Origin of the sequence: Candidatus Galacturonatibacter soehngenii (genome assembly GCF_008830185.1) — a bacterium.
GTDB classification, from domain to species: Bacteria; Bacillota; Clostridia; order Lachnospirales; family Lachnospiraceae; genus Lachnotalea; species Lachnotalea soehngenii.
In genome coordinates, this window is record NZ_WAGX01000007.1 from 36,756 (window position 1) to 61,561 (window position 24,806).

26 protein-coding genes and 2 tRNA genes are annotated in these 24,806 nt (G+C 33.2%); 16 read left to right on the forward strand and 12 right to left on the reverse strand.

The genetic code is table 11. The features are described from left to right. The first annotated feature begins 57 nt into the window (after window positions 1–57). On the forward strand, window positions 58–867 hold the full coding sequence (locus F7O84_RS14970; RefSeq protein WP_151147067.1) for a CheR family methyltransferase: 810 nt from the start codon (window positions 58–60) through the stop codon (window positions 865–867). A gap of 34 nt (window positions 868–901) precedes the next feature. On the opposite strand, the gene F7O84_RS14975 is transcribed toward F7O84_RS14970, so the two are convergent. From F7O84_RS14975 to F7O84_RS15015, 9 genes are read right to left on the reverse strand one after another with little or no spacing between them, the layout of a single operon-like run. Continuing rightward, window positions 902–1,519, reverse strand: coding sequence for a V-type ATP synthase subunit D (locus F7O84_RS14975; RefSeq protein ID WP_151147070.1), 618 nt, complete (start codon window positions 1,517–1,519; stop codon window positions 902–904). Between the two features lie 11 nt (window positions 1,520–1,530). Further along, entirely contained in the window at window positions 1,531–2,910 is a 1,380-nt protein-coding gene (locus F7O84_RS14980) for a V-type ATP synthase subunit B (RefSeq protein WP_151147073.1), read from the reverse strand. Window positions 2,911–2,922: 12 nt separating this feature from the next. Continuing rightward, window positions 2,923–4,689 carry a V-type ATP synthase subunit A gene (locus F7O84_RS14985; protein WP_151147075.1) on the reverse strand — a complete coding sequence of 589 codons (1,767 nt, stop codon included), beginning with the start codon at window positions 4,687–4,689 and terminating at the stop codon, window positions 2,923–2,925. Continuing rightward, window positions 4,682–5,278 (reverse strand): V-type ATP synthase subunit E, encoded by a 597-nt coding sequence (locus tag F7O84_RS14990; protein ID WP_320411231.1) that lies wholly within the window; start codon window positions 5,276–5,278, stop codon window positions 4,682–4,684. Before F7O84_RS14990 ends, F7O84_RS14985 begins: the two co-directional genes overlap by 8 nt. Before the next feature lie 10 nt (window positions 5,279–5,288). Beyond that, entirely contained in the window at window positions 5,289–5,597 is a 309-nt protein-coding gene (locus F7O84_RS14995; RefSeq protein ID WP_151147081.1) for a V-type ATP synthase subunit F, read from the reverse strand. Between the two features lie 2 nt (window positions 5,598–5,599). Continuing rightward, on the reverse strand, window positions 5,600–6,028 hold the full coding sequence (locus tag F7O84_RS15000) for an ATP synthase subunit C (RefSeq protein ID WP_151147084.1): 429 nt from the start codon (window positions 6,026–6,028) through the stop codon (window positions 5,600–5,602). Between the two features lie 36 nt (window positions 6,029–6,064). Further along, on the reverse strand, window positions 6,065–7,996 hold the full coding sequence (locus F7O84_RS15005) for a V-type ATP synthase subunit I (RefSeq protein WP_151147087.1): 1,932 nt from the start codon (window positions 7,994–7,996) through the stop codon (window positions 6,065–6,067). 16 nt (window positions 7,997–8,012) lie between these two features. After that, the gene (locus F7O84_RS15010; RefSeq protein ID WP_151147090.1) at window positions 8,013–9,056 is read right to left on the reverse strand and encodes a V-type ATPase subunit; all 1,044 of its coding nucleotides are present in this window, start codon (window positions 9,054–9,056) and stop codon (window positions 8,013–8,015) included. Window positions 9,057–9,060: 4 nt separating this feature from the next. Then, window positions 9,061–9,372, reverse strand: a complete 312-nt coding sequence (locus F7O84_RS15015) for a hypothetical protein (protein ID WP_151147093.1) — start codon at window positions 9,370–9,372, stop codon at window positions 9,061–9,063. A 329-nt stretch (window positions 9,373–9,701) separates the two neighbouring features. Here F7O84_RS15015 and trmB point away from each other — a divergent pair, with 329 nt between their 5' ends. Together trmB and F7O84_RS19045 are read left to right on the forward strand one after the other, a co-directional pair. After that, complete coding sequence (trmB, locus tag F7O84_RS15020; RefSeq protein WP_151147096.1) at window positions 9,702–10,340, forward strand: tRNA (guanosine(46)-N7)-methyltransferase TrmB; 639 nt, start codon at window positions 9,702–9,704, stop codon at window positions 10,338–10,340. A gap of 55 nt (window positions 10,341–10,395) precedes the next feature. After that, complete coding sequence (locus tag F7O84_RS19045; RefSeq protein ID WP_192451781.1) at window positions 10,396–10,551, forward strand: hypothetical protein; 156 nt, start codon at window positions 10,396–10,398, stop codon at window positions 10,549–10,551. 69 nt (window positions 10,552–10,620) lie between these two features. Here F7O84_RS19045 and F7O84_RS15025 read toward each other — a convergent pair whose 3' ends face one another. Beyond that, window positions 10,621–11,793 (reverse strand): AI-2E family transporter, encoded by a 1,173-nt coding sequence (locus F7O84_RS15025; RefSeq protein WP_151147099.1) that lies wholly within the window; start codon window positions 11,791–11,793, stop codon window positions 10,621–10,623. 215 nt (window positions 11,794–12,008) lie between these two features. On the opposite strand from F7O84_RS15025, the gene F7O84_RS15030 reads away from it, so the two are divergent. The 11 genes from F7O84_RS15030 to F7O84_RS15080 all read left to right on the forward strand — a co-directional run bounded on the left by F7O84_RS15030 (window position 12,009) and on the right by F7O84_RS15080 (window position 20,042). Beyond that, a tRNA-Lys gene (locus F7O84_RS15030) sits at window positions 12,009–12,081 on the forward strand. Window positions 12,082–12,346: 265 nt separating this feature from the next. After that, the gene (locus F7O84_RS15035) at window positions 12,347–12,811 is read left to right on the forward strand and encodes a DUF6323 family protein (RefSeq protein WP_151147102.1); all 465 of its coding nucleotides are present in this window, start codon (window positions 12,347–12,349) and stop codon (window positions 12,809–12,811) included. Beyond that, on the forward strand, window positions 12,804–13,970 hold the full coding sequence (locus tag F7O84_RS15040; protein ID WP_151147105.1) for a DUF6179 domain-containing protein: 1,167 nt from the start codon (window positions 12,804–12,806) through the stop codon (window positions 13,968–13,970). Before F7O84_RS15035 ends, F7O84_RS15040 begins: the two co-directional genes overlap by 8 nt. 128 nt (window positions 13,971–14,098) lie before the next feature. Next, the gene (locus tag F7O84_RS15045) at window positions 14,099–14,404 is read left to right on the forward strand and encodes a DUF6506 family protein (RefSeq protein ID WP_151147107.1); all 306 of its coding nucleotides are present in this window, start codon (window positions 14,099–14,101) and stop codon (window positions 14,402–14,404) included. A gap of 21 nt (window positions 14,405–14,425) precedes the next feature. After that, window positions 14,426–15,589: a cation diffusion facilitator family transporter gene (locus F7O84_RS15050; protein WP_151147110.1), complete on the forward strand. Its 1,164-nt coding sequence runs from the start codon at window positions 14,426–14,428 to the stop codon at window positions 15,587–15,589. A 62-nt stretch (window positions 15,590–15,651) separates the two neighbouring features. Further along, a complete protein-coding gene (locus tag F7O84_RS15055; protein ID WP_151147113.1) occupies window positions 15,652–16,260 on the forward strand; it encodes an NUDIX hydrolase in 609 nt (202 codons plus the stop codon). An 18-nt stretch (window positions 16,261–16,278) separates the two neighbouring features. Next, a complete protein-coding gene (locus tag F7O84_RS15060) occupies window positions 16,279–17,073 on the forward strand; it encodes an alpha/beta hydrolase (protein ID WP_151147116.1) in 795 nt (264 codons plus the stop codon). Window positions 17,074–17,122: 49 nt separating this feature from the next. Next, window positions 17,123–17,196: transfer RNA gene (locus tag F7O84_RS15065), tRNA-Pro, on the forward strand. A gap of 160 nt (window positions 17,197–17,356) precedes the next feature. Then, window positions 17,357–18,013, forward strand: coding sequence for an ATP-binding cassette domain-containing protein (locus F7O84_RS15070; protein WP_151147119.1), 657 nt, complete (start codon window positions 17,357–17,359; stop codon window positions 18,011–18,013). Next, on the forward strand, window positions 18,010–19,242 hold the full coding sequence (locus F7O84_RS15075; protein ID WP_151147122.1) for an ABC transporter permease subunit: 1,233 nt from the start codon (window positions 18,010–18,012) through the stop codon (window positions 19,240–19,242). Before F7O84_RS15070 ends, F7O84_RS15075 begins: the two co-directional genes overlap by 4 nt. Beyond that, entirely contained in the window at window positions 19,239–20,042 is an 804-nt protein-coding gene (locus F7O84_RS15080) for a hypothetical protein (RefSeq protein WP_151147124.1), read from the forward strand. The genes F7O84_RS15075 and F7O84_RS15080 overlap by 4 nt, the downstream gene beginning before the upstream one ends. Before the next feature lie 15 nt (window positions 20,043–20,057). On the opposite strand, the gene nagA is transcribed toward F7O84_RS15080, so the two are convergent. Next, on the reverse strand, window positions 20,058–21,170 hold the full coding sequence (gene nagA, locus F7O84_RS15085) for an N-acetylglucosamine-6-phosphate deacetylase (RefSeq protein WP_151147126.1): 1,113 nt from the start codon (window positions 21,168–21,170) through the stop codon (window positions 20,058–20,060). A 20-nt stretch (window positions 21,171–21,190) separates the two neighbouring features. After that, window positions 21,191–21,919 (reverse strand): glucosamine-6-phosphate deaminase, encoded by a 729-nt coding sequence (gene nagB / locus F7O84_RS15090; protein WP_151148071.1) that lies wholly within the window; start codon window positions 21,917–21,919, stop codon window positions 21,191–21,193. Window positions 21,920–22,336: 417 nt separating this feature from the next. Here nagB and nagE point away from each other — a divergent pair, with 417 nt between their 5' ends. Further along, the gene (gene nagE, locus F7O84_RS15095; RefSeq protein WP_192451782.1) at window positions 22,337–23,785 is read left to right on the forward strand and encodes an N-acetylglucosamine-specific PTS transporter subunit IIBC; all 1,449 of its coding nucleotides are present in this window, start codon (window positions 22,337–22,339) and stop codon (window positions 23,783–23,785) included. A gap of 181 nt (window positions 23,786–23,966) precedes the next feature. Beyond that, window positions 23,967–24,698, forward strand: coding sequence for a GntR family transcriptional regulator (locus F7O84_RS15100; RefSeq protein WP_151147129.1), 732 nt, complete (start codon window positions 23,967–23,969; stop codon window positions 24,696–24,698). Window positions 24,699–24,806 lie beyond the last annotated feature (108 nt).

Consider the following 24,806-nt stretch of genomic DNA (forward strand, 5'->3'; position numbering starts at 1 on the left):
AAATGTTTTTAGTGTTTATTCCTTTTAAATTTGTTTTAGGGAGGAGCATGATTCTTTTTGAAGGTTAACAATAAAGATTTTTATCGAATTACAAGTTTTATTAAACAAAATTATGGAGTGGATTTAAATCAAAAGAGAACAGTGGTAGAAGAAAGCTTAGATAAAATTCTACTTAATTGTAATTTTACAGATTTAGATCAACTTCTTAATGTGCTTGAAAAAAAGAATGATGAGATTATAAATTCGAAAGTGATAGGTTTACTCTTAACAAATTATACTTACTTTCTACGTGAACCATCTCATTTTGAAATACTTAGCGAAGTAATCTTACCCAAAATTTATAACAATGGTAATAAAAAAAAGGGAATAAGGGTCTGGTCAGCAGCAACTTCATCCGGACAGGAAGCATATAGTATTTTAATGGCTGTTTTAAATTTTCTAAAAGAAGAAATTAGGGATTGGAATGTTGAAATAATAGCAACTGATGTTTCCCAAGCAATGATAAAAAAAGCGAAAGCGGGAATCTATCAAAAAGAAGAGGTAGAAAAGATACCAGATGATTGGTTACAGCATTATTTTAATGTCTGCATCGATGGAAGTTATAAAATAAAGGATTCTTTAAAAGAATATGTAAAATTCAAACTACTTAATTTGCTATCAGATTTTGAATTTGAAAAGTTATTCCAAGTAATATTTTTAAGAAATGTACTTATATACTTTGATAGTGAATTGATAGAACAAATTGTGGATAAGGTTGCAGATTTTTTAGAAGTAGGTGGATATTTATTTATTGGTTTCACTGAGACGATAGAGATTAAGTCAAGCAAATTAATTTGTATTCAACCATCGGTTTATAGAAAAATTTAAAGAAAAATGAAGCGCAGTACCGCTTCATTTTTCTTTATTTTGTATGTGTTCTTTTAATAACTTTTAACCTGGTAAATTCTTCACGCTCTTTTTCTTCCAAAGCATTTTGGATACTGGTCGTTAAAGCTTCATAATAAGGAATGGTTATATTCTTTAATGCATTTGCTCTTTTTTGCGTTTTCTTAATATTCGTAGCCAAACGATATGCAGCATTTTCAATCATAGAAAGATTAATGGTGAGATGTTTTACTTTTTCAAAGCATTCTCTGGCTAAGTCAAGAGATTCTCTTGTACTATAAAAGGCATAAGTCGGTTTTGCATCCGTTCGTTCATATTGAACCAATGGAATTTCAGTTCCCATAATGCTACGAGTTTTAATTGTAACTGAGTTCTCAACTGGAATGGTGGTTGAGATTTCTTCTACATAGTTAATCCCAAGCTCCATATTTGCTCGCTGCAATGCTTTGTAAGCAGTTGTAAAGGTAATATCTATCTCAGATTGAATGTCCTTTGCTTTATCAATCAGTTCCATCAGCTCGCGAATTAATATATTTCGCTTTTTGTCCATGAGCTCATAGCCTTGTTTTGCAAGAACAAGAGAGTTTTTTGCCAATATTAAATTACCCTTTGTGGGAAATGTATTTGGATCCATTTAATCACCTCTTATTCTGCAGCTACATAATATTTATCTAATATCTTTGTATCAATTCGATCTAATTCTTCTTTTGGTAGAAGACCTAAAAGCTTCCAACCCAAATCAAGCGTTTGTTCAATGGTTCTATTTTCATTTGGTCCTTGCCCAACATATTCTTTCTCAAAAGCAATACCAAATTTTAAGTATTTTTTATCAATTGGTGATAGTTCATCTTCTCCAATAACAGATGCAAGAGCTCTTGCCTGACCAACCTTTGCATAGGAAGAAAATAACTGATTTGCCACATCTTGATGATCTGCTCTTGTATAACCTTCACCAATACCATCTTTCATCAAACGAGAGAGGGAAGGAAGTACATTAATTGGAGGATAAATTGCCTGACCATGCATGACTCTGTCAAGTACAATTTGACCTTCTGTAATATATCCAGTTAAGTCAGGAATTGGGTGTGTGATATCATCATTTGGCATTGTTAAAATTGGAATCTGGGTAACAGAACCATTCACACCTTTTACAATACCTGCTCTTTCATAAATGGTAGCAAGCTCACTGTAAAGATATCCAGGAAAGCCTTTTCTGGATGGAATTTCCCCTTTAGAGGAGGATACTTCACGCATTGCTTCTGCAAAGGAGGTCATATCGGTTAAAATAACAAGGATATGCATTCCCTTATCAAATGCAAGGTACTCTGCAAGTGTTAAAGCAACTTTTGGTGTAATTAATCGTTCTACAACCGGATCGTTTGCCAAGTTTAAAAACATAGCAACGTGTTCGGATACACCACTTTCTTCAAAGGTACGACGGAAGAATTCAGCAACATCATATTTTACACCCATTGCTGCAAATACAATAGCAAATTCTTCATCTGAATTTTCACCAAGCGAGGCTTGCTTTACAATCTGAGCTGCAAGTTGATCATGTGGTAATCCGTTTCCTGAAAAAATAGGAAGCTTTTGCCCACGTATTAAAGTGGTAAGCCCGTCAATGGCTGAAATACCCGTATTGATATAGTTACGAGGGTATTCTCTTGTAACAGGGTTGAGTGGAAGCCCATTAATATTTCTTTTGACATCTGAAACAACAGGTCCTAAGCGGTCGATTGGCTGACCAATACCATTAAAGGTACGCCCTAGCATACTAGTAGAAAGGGCAATTTCCATTGGATGTCCCGTAAGTTTTGTATGGGTATTTTTAAGGGACATGTTTTCTGTTCCTTCAAATACCTGAATGACTGCCTTATCGTCATATATTTCAACAATACGGCCCAGCTTTTTTTCTTTTCCTTCTACTGTAATTTCAACAATTTCTTCAAATGCGGCATCTTGAACACCTTCTAAAACGATAAGGGGGCCGTTAATTTCGCTAAGTCCTAAATATTCAATTGACATATGATAACCTCCTTATGCATTCGTTTCTAATACTTTATTATAGAAATTATCAATATCTTTTTTATATTGATCAAATTTCTCAAGTTCGTGATTGGCTACATCGTATTTAATAGCGATTACTCGCTCAAATATATTATTTTCTTTTAAGATAGACATAGGCATTCCCATGGTAACCAAAGCTTTTGACTTAGAATATAAGTATAAAATGACTTCCATCATCTTGCATTGCTTTTCCATTGGTACACAAGTGTCTTCAGCATGAAATGCATTTTGTTGTAAGAATCCTAATCGAATTACTTTTGCAATTTCAAGAACAAGCTTTTGCTCATCAGGAAGTACATCGCTGCCAATCAACTTAACAATTTCCATTAAGCTACTTTCTTGATTGAGTAATGCAAGTAATTGATTTCGATAATCGACAAAATTAGTTGATACATTATCTTTATACCAAGGAGCTAAGTCACCTAAATACTCACTATAGCTGGTTAACCAGTGAATAGCAGGGAAATGTCTTGCATATGCTAAGGATTTATCAAGTCCCCAGAAACATCTTACAAAACGTTTTGTATTTTGTGTAACTGGTTCTGAAAAATCTCCACCTTGAGGAGATACTGCTCCGATAATAGATACAGAACCTTCTGTACCGTTTAAATTTTCCATCATTCCTGCTCTCTCATAAAAAGCAGATAATCTGGAAGCAAGGTATGCAGGAAAGCCTTCTTCCGCAGGCATTTCTTCCAAACGTCCAGATAATTCACGAAGTGCCTCTGCCCAACGTGAGGTTGAATCAGCCATAATGGCTACGTCATAACCCATATCACGATAATATTCCGCTAAAGTGATACCCGTATAGATACTTGCTTCACGAGCAGCAACTGGCATGTTAGACGTATTAGCAATCAAGGTAGTTCGATCCATCAAAGGATTACCAGACTTTGGATCTACCAATTCAGAGAAGTCTTCCAAAACTTGTGTCATTTCATTACCACGCTCGCCGCAACCAATATAAATAATAATATCAGCATCTGACCATTTTGCGATTTGATGTTGTGTCATTGTTTTTCCTGTACCAAATCCACCTGGAATAGCAGCGGTTCCGCCTTTTGCAATTGGAAATAGAGTATCAAGAATTCTTTGTCCCGTCACCAGTGGTTTGGCAGCAGGGTATCGCTTAAGTGTAGGTCTTGGAATACGAATTGGCCATTTTTGTGCTAAGCTTAGATTTAGTTCAGTACCGTCTTCTAATTGAACCACGGCAATCGTATCTGTTATCGTATATTGACCGTCAGTTACGACACTTAAGATATGACCAGATACATTAGGAGGAACCATTGATTTATGAGTAATTGCAGTTGTTTCTGGAACTTCTGCAATAATGGTTCCACCATTCACTTCCTGGCCAACACTTACGGTGATATGGACATCCCAAAGCTTCGTAGTATCAAGTGAATCAACACTTACCCCTCGATTGATGTATGCCCCTCCTTCTTTTGCAATTTCACCAAGTGGCCGTTCAATTCCATCAAATATATTATTAAGGATACCAGGTCCAAGTGTAACAGAGATTGCATCACCTGTTGCAGTGACTTCTTCACCTGGCTTAATACCAGTTGTTTCTTCAAATACCTGTATTGTAGTGGTATCTTTTGTAAGATTGATTACCTCTCCAACTAGTTTTTCCTTACCAACATAGACCATTTCAGACATCTTAAAGCCTGTATTACCTCGAAGGTATACGACTGGTCCGTTTATACCATAAATAATTCCAGTTTTAGTCATTGGAGATACCTCCGTTAAAAATAAAATTTGCTTTCGCTTCTGCAAGTTTCGTTTCGAAAGAGTTATCAATCAAAATATTTCTTGCAGGAATTGTAGCTCTGGTGCCTCCAATAAAGGAATATTCACTAATAGTAAGAGAAGAATTAGTAGCAACCTCCAAACTGGTTTTTTTGGAGGAGTCTGCTGGATCGATGTATATAATAATTTCTTGATCCTTTGCAAACTTTTTAGCAGCATTTATTTGTGAAATCAATAACTGATTATACTCAGCAGACTCCATAAATTTACAAAGTAAATCCTTTACTTCAACAAAAAGTTTTTCCTTTAATTCTTCTTGTTTTCTTGTGATTTTTCTCTTTATATGAAGGTGTTGTTTTGATACTTCTTTATTTCTTTCTTGCTTCAATCGTTCTGTTTCTGTATTAATTTCTAACTGAGCCTGGCGAAGCTTTTTTTCTTTGTGTTCTTCAAATATTTTATCCATTGATGCATGGTAATCATCTAACATTTGATTACTTTTTTCTCTTGCATCTTGCATTGTAAACTCTTGAAAATGTTGTAATTTTTCTTCTAATGTCAATAGTTTCACCTATCTTTCTTTAAAGCTTTAAGCCAATGGCTTCATTTACATAGGATGTGATAAAGTCTGGCTTACGGCCGGTTCCGTGTCTATCAGGAATTTCAACAATAAGTGGAAGTTTTCGATTCAACTTAACGTCGTCGATTATATCTGGAAATTCTCGGCCGAATTTCTCTGTTAGTAATACAATACCAATTGATTTATCGGCCAATACCTTTTCTAATTCAGTTTTTAACTCGTTTTTTTCATGAACAATTGCACCTTCAACACCTGCAAGTCTCATTCCTGTATAGGTATCAACATTATCACTAATCAGATATATTTTCATAATTAAGCTAACTTTCCTAAAATCATAATAGAAACAATAAGTCCGTATAGAGCAACACCTTCTGCAAGGGCAACGAAGATAAGTGATTTACCAAGGATACTTGAATCCTCACTAATTGCTCCTAAAGCGGCACTTGCGGCACTTGCAACGGCGATACCGGCACCAACGCAAGATAAACCAGTTGATAAAGCAGCAGCAATGTAACCCAAACCATAAGAAGAGTTGGCAACGGCGCTTGTAGCCTCAGCCGCCTGTGCATTTCCACCAAATAGTAAAATGTTTGCAAGTATCAATGTTCCAAAGAAAAAGAATACATTAATGCTTAAAGAGGTTTTAAAACGACCTCTATTTTTTTCACCAATTAAATAAGCTCCAAATGGAATGATAATGCTAAGTATAAGTGCAACTACTAAAATAATTTTTGTCAACATAATGTGACCTCCTCTTTCAATAAATTCTATCTGTAATTATTGTTTTTGCTTGGTATAAGGAACAAATTCTCTTCCGCTTCCCGAAAAGAAACGGCTAAACATTTCATAGTATTCAAGACGAAGTACGTGAATACCAACAATAAGTCCTTCCATACCAAGTACAACCAGATTACCAATAATAAATATAAGCCAGTTAGGTGATCCTCCATTTTCAGCTCCTGAAAGCGTCATTACAACCTCCATCATACCAGCATGACTTAGTGCAAATGCACCGATACGAACAAAAGAAATTGTGTTCGTCATATAACTTAATACAACTTCGAAAAGTTCAAATAAAGTTTGAACCAAGAACATTCCCACTTCTTTTGGCATAGCTTCTGCCTTTTTTTCTATCAGAGCGGTTAAAGGTTCTTTAAAAGCAATGAGTAGAAGTGGTATACCAAACATGACAAACAGTATAATACCTCCAGGTAATGTATTACCAGTCATAATTAAGATGGCTGACAAAACAATAGAACCATAAAAAATAAGTCCAGCAACGCCATTGGTATCAAAAAAGATTTTCTCTAAATTCTTTTGCTTTATTCCGTTGTATATATTAATTAACATTGATACAAGAATCAATCCCATACCAAATGCAACAGCTAATACCAATACGGTATTTAATGTCCCCATAACAGGCAATGTAATATATGTTTTCATAGGGTGAAGCCATAAGGCAGGTATTATATCTTCAAATCCAAATAAGCTACCATATAAGAATCCAAAAATAGTTGAAAATATACCAGCCATGGAGACAATTGCCGCAATGTCGAGCTTTTTGTACTTGTAGAGTAAGGCTCCTGCTATAAAGAGTACAAGTCCTTGCCCGGCATCTCCAAACATACAACCAAATATAATGGTATACGTTATAGCTAAAAATATGGTAGGATCAAATTCGTTATAAGCGGGTAGTCCATACATACGAAGAAACATTTCAAAAGGCTTAAATATTTTTGGATTGTCAAGCTTCGTAGGAGGACTACTAAAAATATTATTATGGTCATCTTCAATGATGCAAAATACATTTTCGTCATCTGAAATATCTTTTTCAAAGGAAATTGCATCTTTTTCTGTCATCCAGCCACATATGATATAAAAAACAGGGTTCTCATTTTTGGTACAGGCTGCAAGTTTACGTATATCGAAATTTCTTGACAGTTTTTTTAATTTTTCACTGGCAGCATAAATAATTTCTTTTGACGAATCAATTTCTTTTGAAATTTCTTCATTGATAGAGGAAATTTCTTGTTTCACTTCATTTATATCAAGTTCTAATTTGTCGTAAGCTTGCTGTGGTGTTCCATGATACCCGTCAGGAATATACAGTCGCTCAAAATGCATCGAGGTATAGATAGCATCAATTTTTTCTTTTTGAGAGGCAGGTAAAAAATAAATCCCCCATACATAACTTTCATCCGAATAACATTTATAAAATATAGTATCAAAATTGGAATAGACATAACGTTCTAGTTTTGCAAAATACTCTTTTGAGATTTTTCCAAACCGATATTTTATAAACTGAAAGCTAAGTATTTTTTCTAAATCATAATTTAAACCAATAAAAGGTTCAATTTTGTGTAACAACTCAAGATACTTTGCCTTTTTATCTTCAAGTTTTTGCCTTTTCTCTTTTAAATCATTCACTGTTAGGTCTAGTGAGTGAATGACTTTTACAGCCTCTTCAAGTGATACCTTTGCAGGTTCGATTGCTTCTTTTTTTTGAATCAGACCAAGATATTCGTTAGCCTTGGTCAAAAGAGATTTATATGGATTTAATTCCACGTAAGGCCTTAATTCATTTACCGTTTTTAATTCGGATAGAGTATTTTCGAGCTGAATTTCATATTTTGATAAATACTTTTCAGCTACACGATCAATATCAGATTTAGGACCAGTAATACTTAAGAATTTCATTTTTACAATCACAGTTTCACCCCCTGAATTAGTTTGTAATATATTTTAAGGTTTCATTTGAATCCAAACCATAACGAATACATTCTAGAGCGGTTGTTATACGATTTACCTCATGATCCTTTCTCGTTAAGTACATGTTAATCGTTGCAACTGAATAAGGATTCATTTTTGCGCTGGTTTGATTAATCTTATCTAATAATCTATTATAGATATGTTCAAGGCTTTCGCCTGTTAAAACCTCAGGTAATAATATCTTTGCATAGTATGTGCCTGACAAATTAAGATTAAAGTCCTCAATACTAGCAGATTCAACAAGACGTATTAAGTCATGTTTTTTTAGTTTATAAGAAATTGGTATCAATAAAGCATAAATATCAGCCGATGACATACGGTAATATTTTTTAGAACGGTAAATCCATTGGAGATTTAACATGTCAATTTTACTACCAAATGAGGCTGATAAGCTTTTAAGTTCCTTACCTTTCAAAATTTCCTGGCTCGATTTCCAGATTTGAGAAAAATAGTATAAATCTAAGGTCATCTCATAATCGAAAAGGGTCGGGTTTGCAATATTTAATAGTTTTGATAAGGGTTTATAATACTCAGTACCTTTTAAGCAAGCGATAAATTCTTCAATCGTGTGAGCGGCAAATAACTGATCCATGTCAATGGATGAATAATGTTCTAAGAATTGTTTTACAATATCCTTGTGCGGAACATCAATACCACCGCTTAAAACTGCACGCATACAAGTCTTTAAAAGAGAAGCTTCGTAACGCATAAAATACAAATGCAAGAATTTTCGCTGCTTTGGGTTTGAAAATTTATAAATCTTAGTAAAGTCTTTGTATAAAGATAGGTGAATCAAGCGTTCGATTTGGCCTCGATGCAACCTAGATTCATCTAGATCAGAGAATAATTCTTTATAGGCAGGCTTATTCTTTAGGAAGGATGCAGCTTCATTTACACTTCTAAATGACACAAGCTCTTTGTAATCATTTTCAGTCAGAAGTTTCCCTTCCATTGCTCGAATCTTAGCAGTAATACCGCTATATGCCAATAAGTTACTCATAAAATCACTCCCTTACAATCATTTTAAAGATGTTATTTGCTAAAACAGAATGATTTTTATTATATTCATCTTCTAAGGCATCCAAGGTCTTTTGCGTACAAAGTTTTAATTCACTAAGTTCTTGTTCCGTTTCATCTTGGAGTCTTTTTGTTAATTCAGATAGGGTATTTGCTGTTTCAGTATCTACTTTTTTATCAAACTCAATGATTTTTAAATCCATCTTATCAGAAATTTCTTTCTTCTTTGCAGTTGCATTCTCCATAATGGCAACTGCAGCTGATTCAATTTCTGATAGTTTATTAACTACCTTTTCCATAACTATCCTCCTAATTTTTATTTATAGTATAAAAAATATCCTTTTTTAAGGAAGGACCTACTTATATCCAAAATATATTACTTCACCTATATGATTCATATATAGTATTGGTCACGTTAGCAGTATAAATACTGTTAAAATTCAGTATTTATGCCTTGTAAGGATAAAATACCTGTCTATTATCATACTCCTTTTTTTCATATTGTCTATAGTCAATATGACAAAAAAAACATATAAAAAATTGATTAATCTTTAAAAAAATCCTAAATTATTGTAGAATAAGTAAATGATAAAAATATAATAAAAATTATTAAATTATGAGGTTAAGTATGAGATTAAGAAATGTAAAAGGATCAACAGAAACGATTGAAGATAGTCAATATGTAGTAAAAAATCCAGAAACGAACAAAGGAAGATGGGAGCAAATATTTGGGAATCATAGCCCAATTCATATCGAAATAGGCATGGGGAAGGGAAAGTTTATTACAACATTAGCATATAATAACCCTGATATTAATTATATAGGAATTGAGAAATATTCAAGTGTCTTAGTAAGAGCGATTGATAAGGTAAAGGATATGGAGCTTCCTAACTTAAGGTTTATCCGAATGGATGCCGAAGAAATAGAGCAAGTATTTCAAAAAAATGAAATAGATAAAATTTTTCTAAACTTCTCTGACCCATGGCCAAAGGATAGACATGCAAAAAGAAGGTTAACCTCCAATGCTTTTTTTAATCGATATGATAAAATATTAAAAAAAGAAGGTAGCATTGAGTTTAAAACGGACAATAAATCTTTGTTTGATTTTTCAATGGAAGAAATTCCGAATGCGGGTTGGAACATAATAAGTCACACTTATGATTTGCACAAAGATAAAGTGTTAAGTGAAGGCAATGTTATGACGGAATATGAAGAAAAATTTTCAAAGCAAGGTGTACCCATTAATAAATTAATTGCAAAAAGATAGTGTAAATGAAATGATCTCTCACATATGATATTAAAAAAGGAGAGAGGTCTAAAGAATGGCAGCCAGTAAGCAGTTTAAAAATAAAATTAATAAGCTTACATATGATAAACCTATATTTAACACAAAAGTGATGCAGATAAAAAAATCTTTTGATGAAGTAAACAAAATAATTAATGGAAAATCATCAACGAGTAATAAAAAGGATAAGTAAGTAGAACATTTGCAAAATATCAAAAAATAAAACAAGTCACTTAGGTTGATTGTGACTTGTTTTATTTTATTAAGCATCAATTTCAATATTTTTTGATTTTAATTTTTTTTCTATAATTTGATTGGCTAAATAAGCTAAGACTGCCATCAATGGAACACCAAAAAACATACCAGCGACACCAGCAAAGCTTCCACCTATCGTAATCGCGAAAATAATCCAAAGTGGTTTTAGTCCAGTTGAATTTCCTAAAATCTTAGGCCCCAAATATAACCCATCAAATTGTTGTAAAATAAAAATTAAAACAATAAATCCTAGAGACTTAAGAGGGCTAATTAAAAGCAAAATAAAGGTTCCTGGAACTGCACCAATAAACGGACCAAAATATGGTATCATATTTGTAACACCAACGATAGCACTAATAATAAGAGGATATGGCATACGAAAAATACTCATTAGAATAAAGCAAATAATTCCAATAATAAGAGAATCAATTGATTTGCCAATTATAAAGCCACTAAAAATTTTATTACATTCACTTAATGTTTTCATAAAAGTATTTGTAAAGCTGATAGGAAAAAATGCAAAAATAAAACGTTTAAAATTTTTCATTAATGTCTTTTTATCGGATAACATATAAATCGAAACAATAATTGCTATTACAATATTGAGTATCCAACGTATCACAGATAGACTTGTTGAATATATGAGGGGAATTGCATTCGTTGCAAAGTCTTTTATTGTTTCAGCAACATTTGGAAGAGCTTCATTTAATAATTCATTAATATAAACAAAATCAATATTAGGATAATTGGTTTCTAAGTTATTTAAAAATTCGTAGATTTTATCATAAAATACTGGAATGGATTGAATTAAATCGGTCAAACTTTTAATTAGCTGAGGTATAATGTAAGAAAAACAAATATAAAATAATCCAATTACCAATAAATAAGAAAAAGCAAGGGATAGGTATTTTGTTTTCTTAGGGGATTTGATTTTCAATAGTTCTGTAAATAATTTCTTGTCAAAATATTTCATCAAGGGATTAATTAAATAAGCAATAAAAGCTCCTATTAAAAATGGAGATAGTGCATTTGTGTATTGTTTTAAAGTAAGAGAAACTTGCTCCCAGGACATAATTAATTTAACGATTACAGAACCAATAAGTATAACAAACAATGTGTAGATACAAATTGTAAAATACTTTTTATTGGATTCAAATTTGTTGTTTTTGATATCGTGCATGAAATCCTCCCTTGATTTACTTTGTAAGGTTATAAACGCAATATATAGTAAAAAGTGACATATTTTATTATAGTTGTTTTGTAAGCAGGTTTCAAGGAAATAAAGTTATTTCTGTAAAAAAAAGGTTAAAAAATGTTAAAAAAGTACTTGCATTATTTAATATTATATAATATAATTATTTTTGCGTTGTACAAGTCAACCAATATTAATTATATGCGCTAATAGCTCAGTTGGTAGAGCACCTGACTCTTAATCAGGGTGTCCCGGGTTCGAGTCCCTGTTGGCGCAGTTAGAGCACTGTTTTTGAAGACGTAGAGCTTTGGGGGCGGTGTTTTTATTTTGCCCAAATTAAATAAAACAAGATTTGGCGTTTTTCTATTTTAAATAAAATTATACTGAGTAAAAATAAAAAGAGAAAAAATTCTTAAGTATTATAGAATTTTTTCTCTTTTTACACTTATATATTACCACAAAATCAGTATTTTTTCAAGTCTTGTATCCCTATGTTCTAAGGAGTAAAATCAAGGGCAAATAAAAATAAGGTGGTGTTTCTATGGAGGAAAAGCGCTTGTTTGAGCTTATAATGGGGAGCGAGAAAAATCAATTAGAACAAATCATAAAATGCAATGATGTAACACAAAAATTTGGTCTTCGTCTTTCAAATGAAGAGGGATTGGAATTACTAAAGAATAAAAATGAAATTTTAAAAAGTCAGGAGCGAATTGAATTTGGTGAAGGAATCCTTACTAAAATAATATTTACGTTTTGTGATTCCCCTTTTATCTATCAAGACAATTACGTAGAGATGATAGAAGGGTTGACGGAGATTTTTTATTTATATAAAAACGAATCCATGGATGAAATAACAGATGATGAACTGCTTGCATATATGAAGTCATGTTTTGATGGGAAGTGTCAAGGAGATTTGGATTATCTGGAAGGAACTTGTCTGGAAGCATTTTGTCGTGAAATAAGAGAAAAAGGGCCTGAGTTTATGGGAATTGTTGAAGATGAATGAAGAAGAGCTGTTAAAAATAGTTGCAAAAAGAATCAAAAAGTTTACAAGTAATGAGAGTACCTCCGTAACCTATCAAACAGCAAGACAATTAATGTTATCCGTTATATATTGTATTAAGGATGAGCCTGTAAGTTTAACAAAAAATACTAACATGAATCAAAAGTATGAACTGATCGACTTAGATCAAATAAAGCTTGAGGAAGCCTTTTATACAGGGCTAAAGAATAAAAAGGAAAAAATACAAAAAGCAAAAAAATTATATGGTACGATTCTTTGCGCCTTTGATGCTTATAATGTTGAATGTTACCATGAAACTATAATGAAAGGAATGAAGTGTTTTTTTGAACGATATGATGTTGAGTTTGATGCAACCAATCATATTTTAACACTTGATTATCCTTTACTTTTTGCTGCTACTAATTTAGAAGGTATTGATTTGATTTATGAGTATTTACTTCGAACTTATTTAGAACAAAAATTTTTATCAGGTTTTGATCGAAATGAAATATTAGCTCTATTGCGTGCATATCATAATGGATACAAAGATTTAATAATTAATGTTGCAGGTATTGTACTAACGAATTCACTTGCTTGTGTTATGGTGAATCATATATTTTCTACATTAAGCATATCAAATGAGGAAAGAAGCAAAGTGAAAATAATCTGTGAGTCTAAGACCGTTCAGGAAATAGAAGAATTGTTATCTACTTCACTTAGTATATTGATGGAACAAAATTATAAGGAAGATGGTTCCCTTAGAGATTATTTAAGTACTAAAATCCATGATATTGCATATGAAATAAAATTTGCTATTAGTAATAATTGTTTAGAAAAGCTTCTTTTTTATATAAAACAGGAGGAAGCAATACAAGAAACTGTTTATATAGATGGTATGCAGATGGAAGATGAAAAGCTTAGAGAATTGATTAAACTTATGAATTCACTTTCTATTAAAGAGCGAATCTGTATGATTGAGAAAAAAGTAAGGAGTTTGGCTGATCTAAAAGAGTTATTAACCGAATGTTTTTATGAAGGTGAATATGAATATGTATTTCAATTATTAGGAATAGAAGAGAAAAATATTTTATTAGCTGAAATAAAAGAAAAGCAAGAGTTTGAAGAATTAAATGAATGGGAAAAGAAATTACTCCAATTTTAAAAACGATACAAGAGCATAAAACTTTTATGAAAATAACACTTTTTTTAATTTTTTCATGTATAATAATGATAAGTATTGTGGATTTGCGTTCATAAGGATGTGTACATGTAAAAGGAGAAACAAGAACAATGAAAGTAAAAGCAGCTTTTATATTTATAGCAGAAGAAGTGGATTATTCAAAACATAATGCTGATATTGATACTCCGGTATTACATTTGTATGTGGTAGGAGTCAAAAGTTATGCAGAGGCAGAGGCAGTGGCAAAGGAATTGGTCGAGCATGGTGTAACTGCAATTGAGTTGTGCGCAGGTTTTGGAAATGAAGGAATAGCTAGGATTAGCAAAGCAGTGAAGGGGAAAGCAGTAGTTGGTGGTGTTAAATTTGATTTGCATCCAGGGTTTGGATATAAAAGTGGAGATGAACTATTTCAATAATATAAATAAGAGAGGTAAGCCATGATTACTTTATTGGCAAAAATATTTATTAAAAATCAAGATATCAGTAATGAAAAAGTGCGAAGACAATATGGCATACTAAGCAGTATTGTTGGTATATCACTTAATATTATTTTGTTTTTAATAAAGTATTTAGCGGGCGTGATAAGTGGATCAATTGCAATTACAGCAGATGCCTTTAACAATTTATCAGATGCAGGTTCTAGTGTGATAACTTTGATTGGATTTCAATTTTCTGGTAAGAAACCAGATGCCGAACATCCTTTTGGACATGGCAGAGGTGAGTATATATCTGGTTTTATTGTATCAATCGCAATTATCTTAGTAGGATTTGAATTAGCAAAATCCTCCTTTGCAAAGATACTTTCGCCTACCGTGATTGAAACGAGTAATCTTGCTATTTTAATTCTAGTGGTTTCAATTGGTGTAAAGTTATATATGTATATCTATAACACGAAAATTGGTAAAAAAATAGATTCAGAGACAATGAAAGCAACAGCAATTGATAGTTTTTCGGATTCGATTGCAACCTTGGTTGTTTTACTGTCTATGATTGTGATGAGAAAAACTGGAGTTCTAATCGATGGATGGAGCGGAATGGTAGTTGCGATATTTATTTTGTATGCTGGTTATCATGCCGCCAAAGATACACTTTCACCATTACTAGGTCAGGTACCAGATCCTAAGCTTGTACAGCAAATTGAAGAAATAGTAATGTCTCACGAAGAAGTATCTGGCATTCACGACTTAATCGTTCATGATTACGGACCAGGTAGGTTGATGATTTCTTTACACGGAGAGGTAGCTGGAGATGGAGATATCTTTAAGTTGCATGATGCGATTGATCGGATTGAAAATGAATTAAACACAAAGCTTGGTTGCGAAGCAGTTATTCATATGGACCCAATCGTGGTAGATGACGAGCAAGTGATTAAAATGCGCGAGCAGATTGAAGAAAAAATCAAAGAAATCAGCCCAGAAATTAGTATTCATGATTTTCGCCTTATTAAAGGTCCTACACATACGAATGTTATTTTTGATGCAGCAGTACCTTTTAAATTTCATCTAAGTGATGAAGAAGTAAAAAGCCAGATTGAAACTATGATTCAAACGAATTGGACACATTGCTATCCTGTCATAAAGGTAGATAAGTCTTATATATAAGACTGGGAAGATAATGAAGCTCTAAGATTATTTGAAAGACAGAAAGAAAGGTTATGCTAGAAATGAATCGAGTGAAAAATATTAAAAAACAAACCGATAATAAATATTTAAACCTATATGAATTAGAAGCTGAAAGAAGAGATGGAAGAATAGCTCCTTACTATCTTTCTTCAAGGGCAAAAGAGTGTAATTTACTCAAAATGTCTACAAAGGAAAATAAACCAGATGGAGTTATTATCTATGGTGTTTATGGAGAAAAAAAGGATAAAATTGCATTAGTAAGACAATATCGATATTCGATTGATGATTATATTTATGAGTTTCCCGCAGGACTTGTGGAAGAAAACGAGGATATGGTAGAAGCGGCTGTTAGAGAAATGTATGAGGAGACGGGACTTACATTAACGCCATTGGAGTCAAAAGAAGGATATTCAAGACCGTTTTTCACAAGCATTGGTATGACGGATGAGTCTTGTTCCATGGTATTTGGATATTTAACAGGAGAACCAACGAATCAATATCAGGAGGCTTCAGAAGATATTGAAGTCATACTTGCAGATAGAGATGAGTGTAGAAGAATATTAAAGGAAGAAAAGGCTGCTGTGATGTGTGCCTATATGATGATGCATTTTATAAATCAAAAGGAAGAGCCGTTTGCATTTTTAAGATAAAAAAGGAGAAGGATAAGTATGAGAAATGAAACGTTTGACATTAAAGATGGAGATTTTCAAGGCGAACTAACTACATATATCATAGATAATACCATTGATCCTGATAAAGTAAGACCTATGGTGCTTATCTGTCCAGGTGGAGGATATTACTTAACCTCACCAAAAGAAGGAGAGCCAATTGCACTGCAAATGAATCATTTTGGATTTCATGCATGTGTTTTAAGGTATAGTTGTGCACCAGCTGAATTTCCGACTGCACTTCATCAGGTGGCTAAATCTATGAAGCTAATACGTGAAAATGCTTCCAACTGGCATGTAGATCCAAATAAAATTGTTGTTCTTGGATTTTCAGCAGGGGGTCATTTAACAGCAAGTTTTGGTGTTTTCTGGAACAAAGATTTTCTACTTCGTGCATTGGGATATAAAAAGGAAGAGATTCAACCAAATGGATTGGTTTTGTGTTATCCAGTTATTACCTCAGGTGAATTTGCTCATCAAGGTAGTTTTGAAAATCTATTAGGGGATAGACAAAATGACTCAAATTGGAGAGAACTTGTTTCCTTAGAAAAGCAAGTGGATGAAACTATGCCAAAAGCCTTTATTTGGCATACGTTTGAAGATTCAGGTGTTCCAGTTGAAAACTCTCTTTTATTGGCTAATGCCATGAAAAAAGCAAAGGTTCCTTTTGCCCTTCATATCTTTGAGAAGGGAGAACATGGGCTTTCTCTTGGCACAGAGGAGACTGGAACGGTAGTAGAAGAGATTCAACTATGGATTGATTTAGCAGGAAATTGGATTTTGAATAACATATAAAATTGAAGTTGCAATTTACATTTATTGTATTATAATATGTAGTTAGAAACGAAGCGTGGCTCAGCTTGGTAGAGCGCTGCGTTCGGGACGCAGAGGTCGTGGGTTCGAATCCCGTCGCTTCGACTGACTATAAGAACACCGCAAGTACTTAGAAAATGAGACTTGCGGTGTTTTTGTACTTTTTATAATAGATAAATAATAAATAAAGTTATAAAAAAATATATCTTTTATTATGTCTATGGTGTTTTAATATATAGAAAAGAAGAAGTGGGAGGGCTAAGCATTGGAAGAAACCGAATTAATTAACAGAATAAAACAAGGTGATAAATCTGCCCTCAACACACTAATTGAAGATAACTACCAAGCTGTATTTTCTTACTTTTATAGAAATACAGGAAATTATCATCAAGCAAAGGATTTAACACAGGAAGTGTTTACTAAGGTAATTAACAAACGGTTGGGTAGTTTTTCAGGAGGAATGCTAAGGCGTATTGGAATTGCCCAAACTTTATTAAATGATCCAGAAATTTTAATCTTGGATGAGCCAACGGCTGGATTAGATCCCTATGAGAGGGTTCGGTTTCGAAATATACTTTCTGAATTGTCTGGAAATCGAATTGTTCTTTTGTCCACACATATTGTAACTGATTTAGAATTTATTGCAGGTCAAATTATTCTGCTTCGTGGCGGACAAGTACTAAAAATGGAGCATACCGATAATTTGATTAGTTCTGTAAATAGCAAGGTGTGGTCTGCAGTTTTATCTCAAGAAGAATTCAATCAAGTAAAACATCAACACAGAATCGGTAACATTATGCAAAAAAGCGACGGCATGGAAGTAAGAATAATTAGTGATAAAAAGCCTTTGGCTCAAGCTGTATTGATTCAACCTATTTTGGAGGATGTATATACCTATTATTTTGGAGGATTACATAAATGAATATGACAATTATAAAAAGTGAACTTTATAAAATTATTACAAAAAAATACCTTTGGATTTTTCTTTTAATATTATCCTTGGCTTTTTCTTTTATCACACTTCAGATGAAAGAATACACATCCGTAAAATATTCTTTTGAACCATTTAAAAATGAACTTCAACAGGCAATGGGAAGTCCAGAATTGTATAAAGTCGTTAAAGACAATGAATATAATGCTGCCTATAGTGAAATAAAACAGTATTTGCCTTCATCTGTCATAGAGTATATAGAAAAATATCGTACAGTGATGAATGATGAAAGGATGGGTGAGCAAGGAACAGTAGCTGTCTATTTGGAAAATAATTTAGCCAGTAAAGTTTGCAACTATTTTGAACGTAAAGATGACCGCATCAATGAAATTAGCAATACTGAGAAAAAAATAATGGATTTAATTGCCAATGGAAAAGAAAATGGATTTGAATATTTGGTACAGACTAAAATTTTAGAAAGTTTCAAAAAGGCGAACTTTATACAGCTGAATTTGGGAAGATGGAATCAATTTATAAATATTAATATTGGATGGTTAATTCCTAGCAGTACGATACTTTTAATATTACTGGGGCTTGCTGGTATTTATTCAGATGAATACGTGAATAAAACACAATCGTCATTACTTACTGCAAAAAAAGGAAGACAAGGTATCTTTGTTAGTAAGCTTGTTGCTGGAGTCTTGTATAGCTTTTTTTGTGTTATTTTATTTCAGATTGTTTGCCTTGTCGTAACAGGATATGTATACGGATTACCTTACAATGATATATCGCTTGTAAGTTTGTTTGGATTTAAATTAACACCTTATACATGGTCAGCGATTGAATTTTATTGTATTCAATTAGGTGGCTCCTTACTTACTGCATTCGTTATGGCTAGTATGACGATGTTTTTTTCGGTATCCTTTAAAAGTGCTTTACTTCCTTTCTTTTTGTCAGGTAGCTATTATGGAGCGACGTTTTTATTGGCTAAAATGATTAACTTTTCAGGAAATGTTACCACACTCTTTTCTCTTCCAGCGGAATTAAGCCCATTTCTACTGCAATCTATGGGTGATTTTGGAGCAAAAGGGCGATTTGCAAATCTCTTTGGCCTTGCAGTTCCAACACATTATTTAAACATTGTATTTCATATTTTCATTGCTGTTTTGGCGCTTGTATTTTGCTATAGAGGCTATGTGCGAAAGCAGGTGAAGAATTGATTTATCCAAAAGTCATACATCAGATTACAAGATATGAATTGGAATACTTGTTAAAAAATCCTGTTAATATGTTTAGTGCTGGGTTATATGCCCTAGTATCTATATTAATTGTTATTTTAGAAGGATTTCGTCAAACCTATCTTGGTGACTTTGATTCTGCGGCTTTGGAATTGGTAAACTTTATTTTGCCTGTTTTTCTTCTTCTCCATATGCTTTTTGTACTTTCTCCGATGTTTGCAGAAGAGACAGAGTATCATATTTGGGAAATGCCAGATTCATGTAATTATGGAGGGTATATTCGCAGGCTGTGTAGGTTAATTGCCGTAGCATATTATTTGATATTACTAAATCTTTCCTATCATATTATAACTGCTGTGATTGTGGGGATAATTCAACCATTTTCCACTTGGAAAGAACCAGTTTTACAGATTGGAGGTGAAATGAAAATTGTAATATCATGGGCTGTTTGGCAACACTATTTATTTGCAATTTTCTCACTGTTTTTTGCATCAATCATTATTGGGGCTTTCATATTAGTGTGCTCACGAAAAACAAAAACTGTCATGGCAGCGTGTGCTTGGGGTATTTTTATTTGTTTAATAGAGTATATGCTAAATCGTTTTAGCAGTTGGGGGCCTTTGCAGCAGTTTAATATATGGCAGCTACTTACACCATATCGTTTTGAATTTGACGGCCCCTTTTATTACCCTATAACAAATGTTTTAGTTGTAGGAGGTTTTTTTACAGTACTAGTAGCCGTTAGTATTTGGAATATATTAAAAAATAATGAGCCTCTTTGAATAGGAGACTAGGATCTATTCAAGTACATTTCCCTTCAAAATAACAGAAACAATATTGAGATTTTTATCTAACAACACCAAATTTGCATATTTTCCAGGAGTAATACTACCTACTTGATCATAGATTCTAGTCTGTTTTGCAGGATTTATGGTTGCACAAGTAACAGCATCTTCCAGTGAAATGCCAAAAGAAACTGCTTTTTTTATACAATCCATAAGATTGGTTGCAGAACCTGCTATAGTTCCATCATGTAAGGTTGCCTTGTTATCCTTTACGGTAACGGCTAAATCGCCCAGTGTATATTCTCCATTTTCTAAACCAGTCGCACGCATACTATCACTGATTAAGATAATACGGTCTTTACCAAACATTTGAAAGGTTGCTCGTACAACGGTAGGTGATACATGAATCCCGTCAGTGATTAATTCAACCATACAATCAGGGTTATCAAAGGCAGCTCCTACTAATCCAGGCTCTCTATGAGAGAAAGGAAGCATGGCGTTGTAAAGATGCGTTACATGGCTTGCGCCCTTTTGAAAGGCTTCCATGGCTTGTGAATATTTGGCCGAAGTGTGAGCTAAGGATAGAACCACTTCTTCTTTTAATTCTTCTATGGTTTCTAAAGCACCGTCTAATTCGGGTGCAATTGATAATATTTTAATCATATTTCCCGATTTTTCATTCAACGAGCGAAAGTGAGTTACAAAAGGTGTCTTTAAATAAGCCTCGTTATGAGCTCCTTTTTTAGAAGGAGATAGATAAGGTCCTTCCATATGAATTCCCATTAACATAGAACCAGTTTGATTCTTATAATTTTTTGCATTCTCAAAAATCCTTAATAGAGCATCATCATTTAAAGCAAGACTTGCAGGAATTATAGATGTAACACCGCATTTTGCTTCATATTCAGCAATTTTTTGTAATGCTTCTGGCGTTCCATCACAAAAGTCGTAGCCGACACAACCGTGAAAGTGTATGTCGATGAGGCCTGGAATGACATAAAGGCCAGTGGCATCTATTACTTTACCATCGCTTGTTATATTAGATATAAATTCCTCATGAACTGAGATATCAGTTTGTTGAAAGGTAGAATTTTCTTGAAAAACAAAACCATTTTTAATAAGCATAGCATTTCCTCCAATCAAAATTAAGCCAAAGCAGACAAAGCAGCTTCATCTGCAACAACGGTAACATCAGGATGAAACTGAAGAATGGTAGCAGGAACCAATGGAGTTACCGGTCCGTTTAGTACTTGATTTAATATTTCTGATTTATTTTCTCCACTTACAGCCAATATTATTTTTTTTGCATTCATAATATGTCCAACACCCATGGTATAAGCTTTCTTAGGCACTTCATCAAGAGAGTCAAAGAAGCGAGAATTTGCAACAACAGTATCATTTAAAAGTGTTACTTGATGTGTATTACGAATAAATGTATCACTTGGTTCATTAAAACCAATATGTCCATTGGTTCCAAGCCCAAGAAGCTGCATATCAATTCCACCCATATCTTCTATTACTTGATTATAACGATTACACTCCTTGACAGCATCGCATTCCATGCCATTTGGAAAATTTGTGTTTTTTAAATCAATGTTAACATGATAAAACAAATGATGATTCATAAAATAACAATAACTTTGTTCATTGTCCTTTGAAAGTCCACAATATTCATCTAGGTTTACCGTACGAACCTGCGAAAAGTCTAAATCTCCTTTGTTATACCAATCTACAAGTTTATTGTATATACCAATTGGAGTAGACCCAGTGGCAAGACCTAGAACAGAATCTGGTTTTAATATTATTTGAGCAGATATTAAGTTGGCAGCTTTTCTGCTAATATCCTCATAATCACGTGCTTTGATAAGTTTAATCAAAATGGTACACTCTCCTTTTGTTTTTTTTAAAGTTATATTTATTCTTATTATATATAATAAAATACCAAGTGTAAATGTAAAATCAGTTAAAAATATATACCAAAACATAATTGGTATATAAAAATTGTGTTGTTAAAATTATTTATTATGTGCAATATGACTAGCATATAGATGAAAAAATAAAATATATAGTATAAAATGCTTGTGCCCATAATATGATTAAAGTATAATTGTAGAAATGGTATATACCAAAAATGTCAAATATTGTTTAAATTATTTCAATCAATAGGTTTGAGTTCTTAACTTTGTTATTTATTTTGATTCAAAAAGCGAATATGCTTGAGAATAAATTATAATAATGTCCTTATCGAAGCTAGAGCGATAAGGGGAATGAGGAAAGGGGAAAGAATCAAAATGATGAAATATTTACAAAGACTAGGAAAATCTCTTATGCTTCCAGTTGCTTGTCTACCAGCAGCGGGGTTACTAATGGGGATTGGTTACTGGATTGATCCGATAGGTTGGGGGGCAAACAGTGCATTTGCCGCTTTTTTAATCAAAGCAGGATCGGCGTTAATTGATAATATGGCTATTTTATTTGCAATTGGTGTTGGAGTTGGTATGTCAGATGACAACGATGGAACGGCGGGGTTATCGGCACTTGTTTCTTGGTTAATGATAACAACACTATTATCAAAAGGTTCAGTGGCATTTTTAAAAGGGATACCAATAGAAGAAGTACCAGCAGCATTTGACAAAATTGAAACACAATTTATTGGTATTTTAGCAGGTATCATTGGAGCAGTTGCTTATAATCGATTTAAGAATACGAAGCTTCCAGATGCTCTTTCTTTTTTTAGTGGAAAACGTTGTGTAGCAATTGTAACTGCCGTCATCTCAGTATTGGCTTCTTTTGTATTATTTTTTGTTTGGCCCTACATATATGGTGCTTTGGTAGCGTTTGGAACTAGTATTGTTTCTACAGGTGCAATCGGTGCTGGTATTTATGCTTTCTTGAACCGTTTGCTAATTCCACTTGGCTTGCATCATGCACTTAACACTGTTTTTTGGTTTGATGCAGCTGGAATTGATGATTTGCATAAATTCTGGGGAACCGCAGAAGGTGGTATATTAGGTCAAACAGGTATGTATATGACAGGCTTCTTCCCTGTAATGATGTTTGGCTTACCAGCCGCTGCACTTGCAATGTATCATACTGCAAAATCAAAAAAGAAAAAAGTGGCTGCTGGACTTCTAGGAGCTGCGGCGTTATGTGCATTTTTTACAGGTGTTACAGAACCGTTGGAATTTGCATTTATGTTCTTGGCACCTCCTCTCTATGTAGTGCATGCATTATTAACAGGTATCTCAGCTGCAGTATGTGCTATGCTTCCGATTCGATTAGGGTTTTACTTTAGTGCTGGGCTGGTAGACTGGGTTTTAAGCTTTAAAGCTCCAATGGCTCAAAATCCGTTGCTAATTATTCCCATAGGATTAGCGTTTGCAATAGTGTATTATGTTGTATTTCGATTCTTAATTGTTCGATTTAACTTTGCCACACCTGGGCGAGAAGAGGATGATATTAGTGATGAGGAGCTAAATACAGTTCTTGCAAATGACAATTATTCAAGTATTGCAAGTATTGTATTGGAAGGTCTTGGCGGGAAAGAAAACGTCGCCTCTTGTGATAATTGCATTACCAGACTTCGTATGGAAGTAATTGATTATACAAAAGTAGATGAAAAGAAAATAAAATCAGCAGGAGTTGCTGGCATAATACGTCCAAGTAAAACCTCTGTTCAGGTAATTGTTGGAACAAAGGTACAATTTGTAGCAGATGAAATGAAAAAAATGCTTAGATAAATAGCATAAATACTCTAGCAATGGGCAACCAACTTTTATTAAATTCTAGGTTGCCCTTTTTTTAAGAAGCATTAATGGGGATAGAGAATACTAGGAAGATACTTTCCTATATTGAATATTTCGAATTATAATAGTACAATGAAAGAAAATTTTAGGATGCAAATGAAAGGAATGACAGCGATTGAATAAGGTTTTAAAGGAAAATGGACTTCCATTATATTATCAAATTAAAGATAGTATATTAAATATGATAGAAAATGAACAATTAAAACCAGGAGACTTGATTCCGCCAGAGCGAGAAATCTGTAAGATGCAAGGGGTAAGCAGAATGACTGTAAATAAGGCTATCATGGAATTGGTCAGTGATGGTGTTTTATATAGAGAGCAAGGGCGGGGAACGTTTGTTGCTAGGCCCAAACAATATAAAAAGTTGTCTCAGTTAATTGGTTTTTCACAGGAGATGGAAAGTAAGGGTCATAAAACAAGTTCAAAAATTATTTCCTTTGATATTAAGAAAGCTACGCATCAGATCAAAGACATTCTAAAATTGCCAGAAGATAAGGATTATGTCATTACAATAAAACGCTTGCGTCTCATTGACAATGAGCCAATCGCGATCGAAACGGTATGGTTAGCAAGATACCGATTTCCAGACATGTCTGTTGAAACTATTTTTGGTCAATCTCTATATAAAATATTTCGGGAACAATACGGATATCAATTAAGCAGTGCTAAGGAAACCATAGAGCCTAAATTACTAAGTGAATTTGAAATAGAACTTCTTAATCAGCCAGAAAGCCAGTTGGCATTAAACTTTAAAAAAGTTGCATATATTGAGAAGGAGATACCGATTGAATATACAGAAGCAATCTATCGAAGCGATAAGTATAAGTATGAAATTCAAATCGTATAATAAAAACAAACAGAAACAATGTTTACTTGTGTTCTGTTTGTTTTTTTAACTGATTTTTTATTTATTATAATTTTATAAAGTAAATTCAAGATACCCAAAATGGTGTAT